Genomic DNA, 14,166 nt, shown 5'->3' with positions numbered 1-14,166 from the left:
GAGTAATTACTCACAGATGGTGACTGTGGCCCGCCAACGGAGGATGCTTAATTGTTGGGAGGGAAAATCATGACACGAGATGTGACTCATTTCGAGCGCCTTTCAGCCTGGACCGAAAACGACACGAAGCCGGTGGTCGGCAAGCTGTTGCGCGGTACTGGTTTGCCTGCCGATCCCCGGGAAAACGACCAACCTTCCGCGCTGGATTTCCAGATCCCTGAGGAGCTGGACCGTGCCTTGGAGTCGGCTTCGCAATCCCTCAGTCTTACGCCCAGCGAGATCCTTCGCGAGGCGCTGTCCGAGTGGCTGGGGAGCCACGGACAGCCAGCCACCGGCCACCATCCGTTCGGGAAGCACACCGCACTCTAGTGTTTAGCCGCCGCAGTACTTGCCGTAGTTGGCGCCCGCGTTCTGGTAGTCGTTCTTCATGGCATTGAGCTTCGCGGTGTCCGGATTGTCCCTCGAAGACTCGTCGAGGTAGTCCACCAGCGTCTTCAGGGTGGGTTTCAGCTCATCCGAGGACACGGTTTCGATCGGGCGGAGCTGGTTGGCTACCCGGATGGTTCCCGTTTTGTCATTGGTGTTCGTGGGGTTCGAGATGACGGTCTTGACCCTGCTGCAGGTGTCTTGGGTGCTCAGCTGCTGCGATGCCGAGCAGGCTGAAGCGGAGAGGAGGAGCCCGGCCGCGAGCAGGGTTGTGGTGATTTTCTTCATGGTTCCCTCAGTAGTTGCTGTCGTTTGATTGTAAGCAGACGGGGCATCAGTGCGTGTACCGGCTTCGGAAGCGGAACGGTCCATTTCGTCCGGCCAAGGGTCGGGTGAAAACAGGGAGGGGCTCCTCGGCTTTCCGGCCGTGGAACCCCTCCGTGTGTGAAGCGCGGTTGATCAGTGCTCCGGGAGAGCCTTGGTTCCCTCGATACGTACAGCCTGCAGCTTGTTCGGGTCCAAGCCCAGGGTCTTCAGGATGGTCGGCGCGATCTGGCTCGTCTCGACCTCGGTGGTCACGGTCCGGGCGTGTTCGTCGTTGGCGCCGGAGACCACGAGCGGCACGTCGCGGTCCTCCGCGCTGGCTCCGCCGTGCTCAGCAATCTTGCCCTTGCCGCCCGTGTAGACCACGCCGGCCTGGGCGATGCCCAGGATGTCCGGGTAGCGTGCATCGCTGGTCTGGGTGCCGAAATAGTTTGCGACTTCGCTGCCCGCGTAGACCTTGCTCAACCCGGAGGTTGCCACGGTCTTGGCGGCACCGTTGATGTCGTTACCGGCAGCAGGGTGCGCTGCAAGGTAGTCCTTGGCGAACTGCGCCGCGGCCTGCGAGTGGTCCGCGAGCCACAGCTGCATGATGTCGTCGTTGGTGGAGAAGGCCACGAGGTCAGCGGAGCCGGGGTGGGCCGACTTCCATGCTGCGTTCAGGCCGTCGATGATTGCGCTGTCAGGCACCCTCGTCAGAGTCGAGGGGTCCATCGGCGACTGTCCGTGCTTGGCAGAAAGGATCACGGTGGTGTCCTTTGCGTGGCCGGAAGCCGCCAGCTCCGACTCGAGCTTCCCGACAGAGGCGTTGACGAAGTCCAGGGCCTTGCTCAAGAGCGGGCCGGGAACGGTGCCGCCCTGAAGGTAACCGCCGGTGAGGCCGTCCGACGTCGGGAGCTTCTGGGCCGTCGAGACGGACTGGAAGTTCATCCCGAAGATGCCCGGCACTGCAGCTGTTTTGGTGCCGGAGTGGTCCTTGCCGTCGATTTCGTTGAGCACGGCCTGGACTTTGTAGCCGTCGTACTGCTGGGTAGCGGCGTTGTCCTTGGTCCAGTCGCCGTTGAAGGGAGCCGGGGCGACGCTGTTGATCTCAGGGGCGAACAGGTCGTCCAAGCCCTTGCCGGAGGGGCCGCCCAGGATCTCGTATGCGGGGTGCTTGTCCGACCATGCCGTGGTCAGGCCGGCGCTCTTCGCCACCTCGAACACCGTGTTCACCTTCAAGTACTGGTGCGGGTAGACCGGCTTGCACGTCGCGGGGTCAACCGGGAGTGCGGCCGGGTCGAGGAGCGCGCCGGGCTGTCCGGTCATGTTCAGGATGCTGCCTGGAAGCCCGGTCAGGCCTTGGCCGGCGTCGAGGGCGTTCGGGTCCTTGTCCGCCCCTTCGGTGAAGGCCACTTCTGCGCCCGGCGCGGTGTTCTTGCAGTCCGTTGTACCCGCCGGCAGGAGTGCCCTGTTGAACGTGTCGTCATAGTAGACGCCGGTGGTCCCGGGATTTCCACCGGTCACCTGGCCCACCATTCCGGGGAAGGAGTCCGAGGGAACGGGAGTCTGGGCGTGGGTATAGCTGGTGCCGTGGTTGACCAGCGACGCCAGCGCGGACGTCGGGTGGTTCTTCACGTACAAGTCCAGGTCCTTCTGGTGCAGCCCGTCCACCGAAAGCAGCAGGACATGCTTCGACGTTTCGCCCTCGCCGCCTTGGCCCTTGTTGTCTGATCCCTGCTGGCCCTGGATGTCCTGGCCGCCGCGTGAAGCGTCGTCGGCCATCGCCGGCGCAACCGCCGATCCGGCCATCAGCACGGCCCCCAGGACCGCGGCTGTGGCAAGCCTGTTTTTCTTGGCTGTCTTCATCGAAACAAGACCCTTCGCTATTGCGTTCTTATCCATCGAGAATTCGTCCCCGGATGATTCTTGTTGCACGGAAGGGATCCGTCTCTACAGTTGGGCCTTGCTTCGGAAAAGTTCATGGCAGGTTCAATTGCGGGTAGCCGAACTCTTCCGGAACTCACAGGAAATCCTCGTACCCCCGGCGGCGGTCCGCTTCGAGGACTCCGCGGCTGGACAGGGAATTCCGGAACTCAGGGGGAAGGACTGGGCGTGGGCGTCCCAATCATGGACGCAGGTGGCCCCGGGAAGGGCGCTGCAGGATAAAGGCGACCGACCTGCGTCATGTAGTTGGCCCATTGCGGACCAGCCAGCATGTAGCCGTCGATTACGGGGTAGAACTTGCCGTTGATGGTGACGTTCCGGCCGGTCCGGTTCTGTCCTGCCATGGTGTCGCCGAAGAAGGACGCCGTGGCCATCCCCGTGGTGTACCCGACCACCCACGTGGAGCCGTTGCTGTTATTCGTTCCCGTCTTTGCCGCGGTGGGGAACAAGTCCTGGACTTTCGGTTGAATGTAGACGCCGGAGCCGCGTTTCAGGACGTCCTGGAGAACCGAGTTGACGCCGCGGGCAACCTCGGGCTTGATAGCCGGATGGCATGAACTGGCTTGGGCCGGCAGCTTCGCGCCGGATGGATCCGTGATGCCCACAATGGCGATCGGCCCGCAGTACGTGCCGTCGTCGGCGAAGGTGGCAAAGGCATCGGCCAGGACAAGGGGAGCCACTTCGGTGCCGCCGAGGAGGTTGCCCAATTGGTGCATGTTCACGGGCGCGTTGTCCACGCCGCTGTGAAGGCCGACCGCATCCACCACTTTCTGGATGCCGCAGATGTCCAGTTGGGCTGCCTCGGCAAACGTTGCGGTGTTGATGGAGTTGTAGAGGCCATAGTTGACGGGCATCGGACGGTAATACCCCTCGTCGTTGTTGCGGAGATCGTCAGCCGTGCCTAAGCCTGCGGCTTTCTGGGCCGTACTGTACCCGCCCAGGACCTTCCCGCAGCTGTCCCTCCAGGGGAATCCGAGTGGATATTCCCTCCGCGAGGCGTCCACAACAGTGGTTATGGACTTGCCCTCGTTGAGCCACTCGGTGAAAGTGAACGGCTTCATGGCGGAACCTGGCTGGAACCCTCCGGCTCCGTTCAAGTCATTGCCGTTGGCGTCTTTGGAATCAACGTTGAAGTTGAGTTGGGAATCGAATTTGCCGGGCTCGGCAAGAAACACCGTGTTCTGTGCCATGGCCAGGATTTTGCCCGTGCCGGGCTGCACCGTGACCAAGGAGGCTCCCCATTTGTCCGGGTTCGCACCTGCCGTGGCATCAACCTGGGCTTGTGCCGCTGCCTGCAGGCGGCTGTCCAAAGTGGTGGTGATCGTCAAGCCGCCGCGGTACAGCAGCTGTTCCCGGTCCGAGGCGCTGGCACCGTAGGCAGGGTTGTTGAGGATGAGGTGCGAGATGTAGTCGCAGAAGTACACCGCCATCTCCGCGCCGGCGCAGCCCTGCTTCGCCGGCGTGATGGTGAGCTTGAGGGGCGTCGCCACGGCGGCCGCATACTCCCCTTGCTGGATCTTGTGCTGTGCCAGCATGTCGGCCAGCACCAGGTTGCGGCGTTGGATGGCGTTGTCCGGATGGACGGACGGGTCGTAGTAGGTGGGACTGTTGACCAGGCCGGCGAGCAGGGCGGCCTGGGGAAGGCTCAGGTCCTTGGCGGAAACGCTGAAGAAGTGCCGTGCCGCGGCTTCGATGCCGTAGGCGTCCCGGTTGAAGAAAACAATGTTGAGGTAGCCCTCCAGGATCTGGTCCTTCGTGAATTTCTTCTCGAGTTCGATGGCGAGCTTCATTTCGCGCACCTTGTCACCCAGGCTTTTTTGCCCGCTGAGCACCACTTGTCCCGTCTGGCCTGCCGCCAGGCGCGACTCGTTGAGTACGTTGGTCACGTATTGCTGGGTCAGGGTCGACGCGCCCTCGTTGGAGCCCTTCGTGAGGTTGGATGCCAGCGCCCTGAAGATCCCTTGGAGGTCGACGCCGCCGTGCTCATAGAAGCGGTTGTCCTCGACGGCGACAATCGCCTCTTTGATGTAGGGAGACATCTGGTCCAGGCTGACCCGGACACGGTTCTCCGCAAAGAAGGTGGCGATCGTCTTTCCGTCTGCGGTGAGCACTTTGGTGGACTGCGACGGCGAATTGACCACCAGATCACCGGGGAGGTGGTCGAAGTACTGGATCGAACCGCTGACGGCCATCCCGGCCGACGCCACCCCGGGGACTGCCAGCCCGGCAGCCAATACGCCGCAAAGAACACTCACCAGGAAGAATCCGAAGACCCTTCGCAGGACACTGGCGAAACCACGTTTAGGGTTCTTTTTCCGAGCCATTTTTCCAGCTATCAACCGTGCGTGCTTACAGGGTACGCCGCTACCCCGTCCGTCACATAGGGGCCGGAATCCGCGGCGGCGAGGCCGCCGTGGTTATGTTCGTCACTTCGCCCGCGCGCTGCCGGTGTCCGGCGTTTTTCCGGAGGCATACTGAAGTAATTCGGGTGCGGTGATGGAAGGCAGGTGGCAGCCGGTGGAGACACTGATGGCTGTTGTGAGGAGCGAGTATTTTCCGGCGGGAGCAGTGCTCGTGGGCGTTGTTTTGTTCTGGACAATCGGCTTGCTTGGCGGCTTGTCCTGGTTGAGCGGAGCGCAGCAACCCCTGGCGATCCTGACGTGGTTGATCTTCATCTACGGCGTGGTCGTTTTGTCCCCCCTCGCCGGTATCTGGGCCGCGGTGGACCTTGCCCGCCGCTGGCTGCGGAACCGGGAAGTGCGCCGGCAGCAAGGCTAGCGGACCGCACGGGAACGAGGACTTGCCATGATCACACGCGTCGACGTCGATGAAGCTGCCGCCCGGATTGCGGGGCGGATCCGCCGCACACCCGTTTTCGAGGCGGATGCCGGGACCGTGCCCGGGCGATTGTGGTTCAAATGCGAATACATGCAGCACACGGGAACCTTCAAGGCGAGGGGTGCCTTCAACCGCGTGCTTGCCGCCCGGGAGCGCGGCGAGCTGAAAGACGATGTTGGAATCGTCGTCGCATCGGGAGGCAACGCAGGGCTTGCGAATGCCTTTGCCGCGGCGCAACTCGGCGTGCCCGCAACCGTTTTTGTCCCCGAAACCGCACCTGCAGTGAAAGTCGCGAAGCTCAAGGCCAGCGGAGCCTCGGTGGTGCAGCGTGGCAGCGAATACGCCGAAGCGTTTGAGGCCGCCGTGGACTATGCCGCGGAGACCGGCGCGGTTTACTGCCATGCCTACGACCAAGCGGAAATCGCCGCCGGCGCGGGCACTGTCGGTTCGGAGCTCCTGGAACAGCTGGGGGAAGTGGACACCGTTGTGGTGGCGGTCGGAGGCGGCGGGCTCATGGCGGGCATCGCGGCCGCCGTCGAAGGCCACGCCAGGGTTGTCGGCGTCGAACCGGACAATGCTCCCACTCTCCATTCGGCCCTTGCTGCCGGGGGACCCGTAGACGTAGCAGTCTCCGGGATCGCCGCAGATTCCCTGGGCGCCCGGCAGATCGGCAGGATCGGGTTCGAAATAGCGGTGAGGACAGGCGTCCGGACCGTCCTGGTGTCCGACGACGAGATCGCCGCGGCACGATCGCTGCTCTGGGAGCAGTACCGGATTATCGTGGAACACGGCGCAGCCGCAGCTTTCGCGGCGTTGAACTCGGGAGCGTATGTTCCGGCAGAAGGGGAGCGGGTGGTCGTTATTTTGTGCGGGGCCAACACCGATCCCGCAACGGCCTGAGGCTGCCTGCCGTAGCCCTGCCGCGAGCGCATCACAGTTGCTAAGCTCGAGCGAGACTGCCGGGGCACGTAAAACCGCTTCACGAACGGACCAGTATCATGACGCGATTGATCATCATGGGCCCTCCTGGCTCGGGCAAAGGTACGCAGGCCGGGCATATCGCCGGTCATTTCGGCATACCTGCGATTTCCACGGGAGACATCTTCCGCGCGCACGTCGGCGGCAACACCGAACTCGGAGCCGAAGCCAGCAAGTACATGGACCACGGCGAGTTTGTGCCGGATCACCTCACCAATGCCATGGTCCGGCTGCGGCTTGGCAACTCCGACGTCCGTCCGGGATTCCTGCTGGACGGATATCCCCGCACAACGGCGCAGATCGAGGCACTGGACGGCATCCTGGCCGGCGCGGGGCAGCAGCTGGATGCCGTGGTCGAATTGGCGGTCGACGACGACGAGCTGGTCGCGCGGATGCTGCGCAGGGCGCAGGACCAGGGCCGGAGCGATGACACGGCACCAGTGATCCGGCGTCGTTTGGAGCTGTACCGCAACGAGACACGCGCGGTGGTCGAGCGGTACGCCGAGCGCGGAATCGTGCTCGCCGTGGATGGCTCGGGCCGGCGGGAAGAGATTACCGCCAAGGCCATAGCCGCCATTGAATCAGCACTAGGAAAGGGACTGTGAACGGTCAACCAGCTACCGGCCAAAGAATCGAAGACTATGCGATGATCGGGGACCTGCACACCGCAGCCCTGGTCAGCACAGCGGGCTCCATAGACTGGCTGTGCCTTCCGCGTTTCGACTCTCCTGCGTGCTTCGCCGCGCTCCTGGATTCCCCCCGAGCAGGACGCTGGCTCTTGGCGCCTGAAACCGGTGGAACCTGCACGCGCCGCAAATACCGGGACGGGACCCTCATCCTGGAGACGGAGTGGCAAACCGCGGAAGGGCACGTCCGGGTCATCGACTTCATGCCGCCGCGCGACGAGGTCGCGGACATCGTGAGGGTGGTTGAAGGGATCCGCGGGACGGTCAAAATGCGAGGGGAGCTGATCCTGAGGTTCGATTACGGTCACGTGGTGCCTTGGGTGCGCCGTGACCGGCACGGCATCCGCGCGGTGGCCGGCCCGGACTCCGTCTACCTCAAGACCCCGGCACCACTGGTAGGCAAGGACTTCACCACAGTCAGTGAGTTCACGGTGCACGCCGGCGACCACGTGCCCTTCGTCCTGACGTGGGCGCCCAGCCACGAACGGCGCCCGCGCACCGTCGAGGCTGATATCGCCCTCGAAGACACCTCCGCGTTCTGGACGGACTGGTCCAAGCGTTGCAACGTCCGGGGGCCTTACCGGAAAGCCGTTCAGCGTTCCTTGATCACGCTGAAGGCCCTCACCTATGCGCCAACCGGGGGCATCGTCGCCGCCGCCACCACCTCACTGCCCGAACAGATCGGCGGCCCGCGGAATTGGGACTACCGCTACTGCTGGCTCCGTGATGCCACGTTGACCCTTCAAGCCTTCCTGGCCGCGGGCTACACCGAGGAGGCCAGCGCATGGCGGGACTGGCTGCTCCGCGCGGTAGCAGGCGACCCGGCCGACCTTCAGATCATGTACAGCCTGCACGGTCGCCGGCGGTTGCCCGAGACGGAGCTGACGTGGCTTTCCGGATACCAAGGATCGACGCCGGTGCGCATCGGGAATGCGGCAGCGGAACAGCTCCAGCTGGACGTCTGGGGGGAAGTCCTGGACTGCCTTTCCCTGACCAGGGCATCGCTGATGAGCGTCGGCGATGAGTCCTGGGCCATCCAGACCGCCCTCATGCGCCACCTTGAAAGCACGTGGGACAAACCGGACAACGGGCTCTGGGAGGTACGCGGCCCGCGCCGCCACTTCGTCCACTCAAAGGTGATGGCCTGGGTCGCGGCGGACCGCATGGTGCGGGGGATCCGTGATTCCGGGATGCCTGGTCCGCTGGATCGCTGGGAGGCCTTGCGGGACACCATCCATGACCAAGTCATGACCCATGGATTCGATACGGAGCGCAACACGTTCGTCCAGTCCTACGGAAGCAAAGAGTTGGACGCGAGCCTTCTCCTTATCCCCAAAGTGGGTTTCCTGCCGCACGATGATCCGCGTGTCATCGGCACCATTGACGCCATCCAGCGCGAGCTGACCGAAGACGGCTTTGTTCTGCGCTACCGCCCGCAGGACAGCGACGACGGACTGCCCGGCGAGGAGGGCGTCTTCCTTGCGTGTTCCTTCTGGATGGTGGACGCCCTCTTGGGCGCGGGCCGCCGCGCGGAGGCGACGGCCCTCTTCGAAAGGCTGCTGGCCCTGCGCAATGATGTGGGCCTGCTGAGCGAAGAATGGGACGCTCACGCGGGCCGGCAACTTGGCAATACGCCCCAGGCCTTCAGCCATTTCGGTTTGGTGCTCAGCGCCTTGCAACTCCACCACGGCAAAGCGCACCGTAGCAATGTCCCGATTGGCGGGGCCCCGCAGCCGGGCTCGCCGGCTGAGGCGCCGGAGCCGTCGTCGGCCTCAGGAGCGGTCTCGCCCTGACCGTCCGGAGCGCTTGGTCCAGCGGAAGATCCGGCCTGCCAGGGCCAGGCCCGCTCCGAAGTTGAGCCTTGGCAGGTAGGCCCGGGCCACCGCGGCCCCGACCGCAGGAAGCGACGCGGCGTCCGGGTAGATCATGTAGAGCGGCTCGTACCGCGGCTGGAACTTTGCTTTGAATGCCAAGAGGGAACGGAACCCGTACACCGGTTCCAAAGTGGCGCCCAACCAGTCGAGCAGGCGCTCGAGATTGCCGGGGGGACGGGACCGCGCCTTCCGGCGCGGCGCATCGGAAGGGTCCTCTTCGGCCCGTGCCAGGGGTGCTCCGGAGAGGCTCACGAATTCGCATCCTTCATCCTTGAGGCTGAGGGCCGCGGAAGCGATAAGGAACTCGATGCTGGCCCGGAAGCCGCCGTTACGGCGACGCATGAAATCGAGGGTCCAACCGACGATGTGGCCCTTGCGGTAGATGGGCAGCCAGGAGGTAACTGCGTGGACCGTGTGCCGCTTGTCGATGGCAAGCAGGCAGCGCACCTCCGGATCGTCGAGTTCGTCCAGGCTGCCCAGGGTGAAGCCCATTTCGGGCATGTCCCTGTCAGCTACCCATTCTTCGGAGATTTCCTCGATCTGGACCTGGACCGAGAAGGGAGCCGAGGCGAAGCTCGTCCATTCGTAGCGGATGCCCGCCTTCGATGCTTGGTTCAGGGCCGTGCGGATGTCCTGGAACTTCTTTCCCTTGAAGGAGACAGAATGCAATGGCAGGACCGTCTCCTGGGCTACCTGCACGGAGCTCCAGCCGGCGGAATCAGCATGGTCGCGCAACTCCTGGTGCACGGAGTAGAAACACGGCGTCCACCCGTTGCCCCTGCAGTATCCGGCAAATTCTTCGAACGCGGCGGTCGTCTCGGATGCGGGCCCCACTGGTCCGCCGAGCGTCAGCGCAACCCCCGTGCTCACCCGGTAGGCAACAAAGGACTGCCCGGAAGCGGAGAACCAGTACATGTTTCCGCGCCACGTCGTCATCCAGGAAAGTGAGCTTCCGCCCCACGTCTTGATGACATTCCGGGCACGCTCCATATTGGCGTCGTGCCGGGTATGGGGTTGGTGGATGAAGGTCCTGAGGATCAGGACACCCGCTATCGCCCAGAAGACGACACCGACGCCTTCGTACACAAGAACGGCGGCCGTACCTTGGGGGAAGATCGCCGGGGGAACGTCCAGGACGAAGCCCAGCGGAAGGAAACGGTCCGGAACATCCGCAAGTAGTTCCGGCAGTCCCGGAACAGGGGAGAACTCCTGGGCGAGGAGCAAGCCGGCGCCGACATAGACGGCACTGAGCACGGCAGCCATCGCGAGGACCCGGACCGCGAGCCTCCGGTAGGTCCCCCTCGGCGCCCGGACATGAAACAGCCGCCGCGTCGCGAGCAAAATAATCGTCAACACAACAGGCAGCAGCAGCGGAAGGGCGAAGGTGAATGGCTGCGAGGAAGCCGATCCTTCGATTGCGACGATCCCTTCGCTCGCGCCGGTGTCCGACGTCGTTTGCTGCAATACTCCGGCGAGGGCGATTCCGGCGAGAACGGAAAGCCCCACCTGGATCACGAGGGTTCCCACCCAGGCAAAGCGCCGGCCGCGGCGGAGGCCCTCGGCAAACAGCAGCAAGAGAAATGACGGAAGGATCGCCATGAAGATCCCGCCGGCGCCGGCACGGGACTGCAACTGCGCGACGGCGCAGTCCTTCGCCTGCGCCGGATCCGAGCAGAGGTTCTGGAGTGTTTGGGGATCGACGGGCTGGATGTTGGTGAACAGGAAACGCAGGATGGACAACGGCCCCACAGCATGCGGGATAAGGCCGGCGACTACCGGACCGATCGCCGACGCGGCAATGAGCAGCGAAAGGAGCACCCGGCCTTCGTGGCGGGAACTGACCGGGCGCGCAAACCGTGGCCGGCGGCCCGCGAGCAGCGGCCCCAGGACCATTCCCGCAGCTGCGGCGCCGAGCCTGACCAGGTCCGCAAATCCACCGCTGTAGAGGGCAAGGAGGAGTAGCAAGGCGAAGACGACCAGCCGGATCCGGCGCCTCCACAGGGTTGCCATGGACGCAGTGCCCGCCATGGCGGTACCGAGGATGAACGCACTCGGGCCCACGAAGAGATGGCCGCCTATCTCCGCTATCCAGCTCCCGAGCAACCCTTGGGCCAAGGCAAGGAACCCCAAGGCAATGCCAACGCCCAGGACCTGGCTCGAGACCGCAGCGATTGCATACGCCCGCCGGCCCATGCGCCGTTCCAGCGGCAGGCCCAACACAAGCACCAAAGCGGTTTCCAGGACATAGCCCGTGAGGTCCCTGGCCCAGAAGGCGGAAGTCACTGCGGCCCACCAATGATCCGGCACCGAGCGAGGGGTAAGAGCGAAGTTGAGCCGCAACTGTGCGTCCGGACCGGTGGCGAGGCTGGAGGTCAGAGCTCCCAATCCCCAGAAGACGATGACAAAACCCAACGTGAGCGGCGCAGAGCGGAGTCCTTCCATCCATGATCGCCGCGGACGGGCGTCGGGGACGGAGCGGGTTTCCGGCTCGGCCGCCGGTGCGTGCACGGGGTTCCTATCTGCGCGTTGGGTTGATGGGGGTGCGAAATGAATTCTTCCACACCGCCCAGCCGACGAGGATAACCACCACCGCGCAGTGACCTTCCCTGTCCCATCCAATAGACTCCCACGTAGGCAGGCTGTCGGCTGGTTCCGCCGCCGGTCCCTGAGCGATGCAAATTTGCTCCTACAACCCGAAAACAAACAGAAAGCAAGCCTGGGACAGGTCGATGCACACATCTCGCATATTTCGCTCCGCTGCATCCGTGATCGCCGCCGGAGTACTTTTGGCAGGCTGTTCACAAGCGCCTGCTGAACCGGGCGACTCATCTAGCGGCCGGCAGACAGCGGCACCGGTTGCACCCTCAGGCAGTCCAGCAGCCGCGGGCCAGAGTCCCAAGAAACCTGATTCCGGGCAAGATCCGTCAAAGCTTCCAGTGGGGTCCTTGTACAAGAACCCCGGCGACAACCGGAACGAAATCATCCTGGCGGATGTCCGGCACACCGCTGTCCTCATCGGGGACTCCCAGTCCCAGCCCGACGGATCTTGGCCGCGGGCCGCCCTTGGCTCCATCGGCTACAAGGTGTACACCGTGGGCCGGGGAGGCACCGGCTTCGTGGCCGCCACGAGCGAGGCCGGCAATTACATCGACGCGCTGCAGCGCGGAGACTGGGTACTCCCATACGGGGCACCGCCGCTGATCGTGCTGCAAGGTGGCGGCAACGATGCTGCCCGCCAGGCGAGCGATGAGCAGATCTCGAGCAATGCCAACAGGCTCATCTCAGCCCTCAGGAAGAGGTATCCCCTGGCGAAGATTGCGATCATCGGAACCCTCGCCAAGGGCGCCAACGCCGGCGGGGGCAGGCGCACGGAGGTAGACACCCTGCTGGGTACGGTCGCGGCAAAAGCAGGAGCAACCTTCTTTAGCGTCGGGGACTGGATCACCAAATATCGCGTAGAGGGAGACCTCGTGGACGGTGTGCACCTCAACGCGGCCGGGCATGCCAAGCTCGGTGCTGTGCTGGGGGCGGACATGGCCGCGGCAGGACTCCGGCTGGCCCCGGACAACGCCGACTGACTGCCGGCTTACCCCCGGTGTCAGGGCTGTACCGGGTCTGGCAGAACGTCGCGCACCGGAGAACAATTGATCCATGGTCAGCTATTCAGCCCTTGAAGAAGCGTCCAGCAAGAATCCGCATGACTGGGGCCGGGCGATGGCAACGGCGATGACAAAACTCCTGGACGCGGCTCGTATTGACGGACGGCACTTTGAACACGAGTTCCTCTACGGCGAGGAACTGAGCTTGAGGATCGAGGAAAAGACCGACGGAGCCACGGTCAAGCTCACCTGGACGCCCGCGGATCAGGAACCCGAGGGGGAGAAGTCTCCGGCCTGAGCTGCGAATCAGCAGAGTCCGTTCAGCGCCGCGATGGCCACCTGCCGGAGCTGCTCGAACTCCGGCTGGCCGCTGCCGTCCGTCGATTCAATGTGCTTGTCCGTGTCTGACGGATAGGCGAAGCTCATGGCTATCTGGCGGCTCCCGTCGCTCGTGGACAGCGTGATGCTCGCAAACCAGGTGCTGCCGCCGGAGCCGTAGTAGAACCCGTTCGTGCATTCGTCATTCCAACGCTGCAGCCCGAGTCCGTGGTTCCCGCGCCACAGGGTCTCCATGTCCCGCAGTGCGCTCGCCGTGAGTAGCCGGCCCTGCATGAGCGCGGCATAGAAGGGAGTTGATATCGCCCACCGTGGAGATGACTCCTTCTGCGGGCGAACCGAGCAGATACCCAGGCTGTGAGGCGTTGATGCGCTCGCCGTCGATGAATTGGTAGCTCTGGATCATGTCGTTCGTATCGTTGCCCGGTTCGGTTGGCAGCACGGTGTGGCTCATTCCCAGCGGCACGAAGATCTCCGACTTGAGGACATCGCCGATTGGCCGGCCGCGAAGTTTCTGCACTATCGCGGCCAAGGCAAAGTAGTTGGCATCCGAGTAACGGAAGGGCGAGGAATTCAGCCGCGCCCACGGGGCTGACCCGGCCATCCGGAGGTACTCCTCGATACTGAACTTCGTGTCAATTGCCTGCTTGGGCGTCATGGCCTTCAAGATGGCAGCCGGCGCGTCGGGCAGGCCGGAGCTGTGGTTCAACAGGGAGCGGACCGTAACGGGGCCAGGCGGGTGGACAAGTTGCTCGAATTCCGGGAAGTACTTAGTGACCGGGTCCTCGAGGCCCAGCTTTCCTTCCTGGACCAGTTGGAGCACCGAGACCGCCACCATGGACTGGGTGATGCCGCCTGCTTGGATCCGGTCGGTCACGGCCACCGGTTCGCCGGTCTCGACGTCCCTGCTGCCGTAGGCCCGGGACCATTCGCGGCCCCTGACTTTGATCTGGACGACGACGGCCGGCGCGCCCCGGTTGAGCATTTCGTGCGCGAAGAAGTCCGCAACGGAGGATTCCGGCACCGCTCCTGGCGAATCCGGCGTCGAACTGCTCGCCGCGGATTCAGCCGTCGGAGGGTAGGTGCAAGCACCGGCGGCAAGGATCAAAGCCAAGGCGATGGCCACCGGGCTTCCCGCCCTGTATTTGCGGGAAGCCCGGGAGGCCCGGGCCGCCTCCATGG

At 64.1% G+C, this 14,166-nt stretch carries 13 protein-coding genes; 7 read left to right on the top strand and 6 right to left on the bottom strand.

Translation table 11 applies throughout. The features are described 5' to 3' along the window. Positions 1-69: 69 nt before the first annotated feature. Entirely contained in the window at positions 70-369 is a 300-nt protein-coding gene (locus L0B83_RS12315; RefSeq protein ID WP_234758746.1) for a ribbon-helix-helix domain-containing protein, read from the top strand. Between the two features lie 3 nt (positions 370-372). Here L0B83_RS12315 and L0B83_RS12310 read toward each other — a convergent pair whose 3' ends face one another. The 3 genes from L0B83_RS12310 to L0B83_RS12300 form a co-directional block, all read right to left on the bottom strand. Further along, on the bottom strand, positions 373-714 hold the full coding sequence (locus L0B83_RS12310; RefSeq protein WP_234758745.1) for a hypothetical protein: 342 nt from the start codon (positions 712-714) through the stop codon (positions 373-375). A 171-nt stretch (positions 715-885) separates the two neighbouring features. Next, on the bottom strand, positions 886-2,664 hold the full coding sequence (locus tag L0B83_RS12305; protein ID WP_234758744.1) for an alkaline phosphatase family protein: 1,779 nt from the start codon (positions 2,662-2,664) through the stop codon (positions 886-888). Positions 2,665-2,822: 158 nt separating this feature from the next. After that, positions 2,823-4,997 (bottom strand): transglycosylase domain-containing protein, encoded by a 2,175-nt coding sequence (locus L0B83_RS12300; RefSeq protein ID WP_234758743.1) that lies wholly within the window; start codon positions 4,995-4,997, stop codon positions 2,823-2,825. Between the two features lie 205 nt (positions 4,998-5,202). On the opposite strand from L0B83_RS12300, the gene L0B83_RS12295 reads away from it, so the two are divergent. From L0B83_RS12295 to L0B83_RS12280, 4 genes are all read left to right on the top strand, one after another. Next, a complete protein-coding gene (locus L0B83_RS12295) occupies positions 5,203-5,451 on the top strand; it encodes a hypothetical protein (RefSeq protein ID WP_234758742.1) in 249 nt (82 codons plus the stop codon). Between the two features lie 27 nt (positions 5,452-5,478). Further along, positions 5,479-6,411, top strand: coding sequence for a threonine/serine dehydratase (locus L0B83_RS12290; protein ID WP_234758741.1), 933 nt, complete (start codon positions 5,479-5,481; stop codon positions 6,409-6,411). 98 nt (positions 6,412-6,509) lie between these two features. Beyond that, the gene (locus tag L0B83_RS12285; protein ID WP_234758740.1) at positions 6,510-7,094 is read left to right on the top strand and encodes an adenylate kinase; all 585 of its coding nucleotides are present in this window, start codon (positions 6,510-6,512) and stop codon (positions 7,092-7,094) included. A gap of 41 nt (positions 7,095-7,135) precedes the next feature. Beyond that, positions 7,136-8,968 (top strand): glycoside hydrolase family 15 protein, encoded by a 1,833-nt coding sequence (locus L0B83_RS12280; RefSeq protein ID WP_234758793.1) that lies wholly within the window; start codon positions 7,136-7,138, stop codon positions 8,966-8,968. On the opposite strand, the gene L0B83_RS12275 is transcribed toward L0B83_RS12280, so the two are convergent. After that, positions 8,948-11,557 carry a bifunctional lysylphosphatidylglycerol flippase/synthetase MprF gene (locus tag L0B83_RS12275; RefSeq protein ID WP_234758739.1) on the bottom strand — a complete coding sequence of 870 codons (2,610 nt, stop codon included), beginning with the start codon at positions 11,555-11,557 and terminating at the stop codon, positions 8,948-8,950. The two genes, L0B83_RS12280 and L0B83_RS12275, sit on opposite strands and share 21 nt — an antisense overlap. Before the next feature lie 437 nt (positions 11,558-11,994). Between L0B83_RS12275 and L0B83_RS12270 the strand changes: the two genes are divergently transcribed. After that, positions 11,995-12,627, top strand: a complete 633-nt coding sequence (locus L0B83_RS12270; RefSeq protein ID WP_234758738.1) for an SGNH/GDSL hydrolase family protein — start codon at positions 11,995-11,997, stop codon at positions 12,625-12,627. A gap of 73 nt (positions 12,628-12,700) precedes the next feature. Then, positions 12,701-12,946, top strand: a complete 246-nt coding sequence (locus L0B83_RS12265; protein ID WP_234758737.1) for a hypothetical protein — start codon at positions 12,701-12,703, stop codon at positions 12,944-12,946. 8 nt (positions 12,947-12,954) lie between these two features. Here the strand turns inward: L0B83_RS12265 and L0B83_RS12260 are convergent, their stop codons facing one another. Continuing rightward, the gene (locus tag L0B83_RS12260) at positions 12,955-13,221 is read right to left on the bottom strand and encodes a hypothetical protein (RefSeq protein ID WP_234758736.1); all 267 of its coding nucleotides are present in this window, start codon (positions 13,219-13,221) and stop codon (positions 12,955-12,957) included. Next, entirely contained in the window at positions 13,169-14,164 is a 996-nt protein-coding gene (locus L0B83_RS12255; protein WP_234758735.1) for a serine hydrolase domain-containing protein, read from the bottom strand. Before L0B83_RS12255 ends, L0B83_RS12260 begins: the two co-directional genes overlap by 53 nt. Between the last annotated feature and the right edge of the window lie 2 nt (positions 14,165-14,166).

The sequence above is a fragment of the Arthrobacter alkaliphilus genome (assembly GCF_021483235.1).
Taxonomy (GTDB): Bacteria; Actinomycetota; Actinomycetes; order Actinomycetales; family Micrococcaceae; genus Arthrobacter; species Arthrobacter alkaliphilus.
This window is presented reverse-complemented; position numbering and strand designations above follow the sequence as displayed.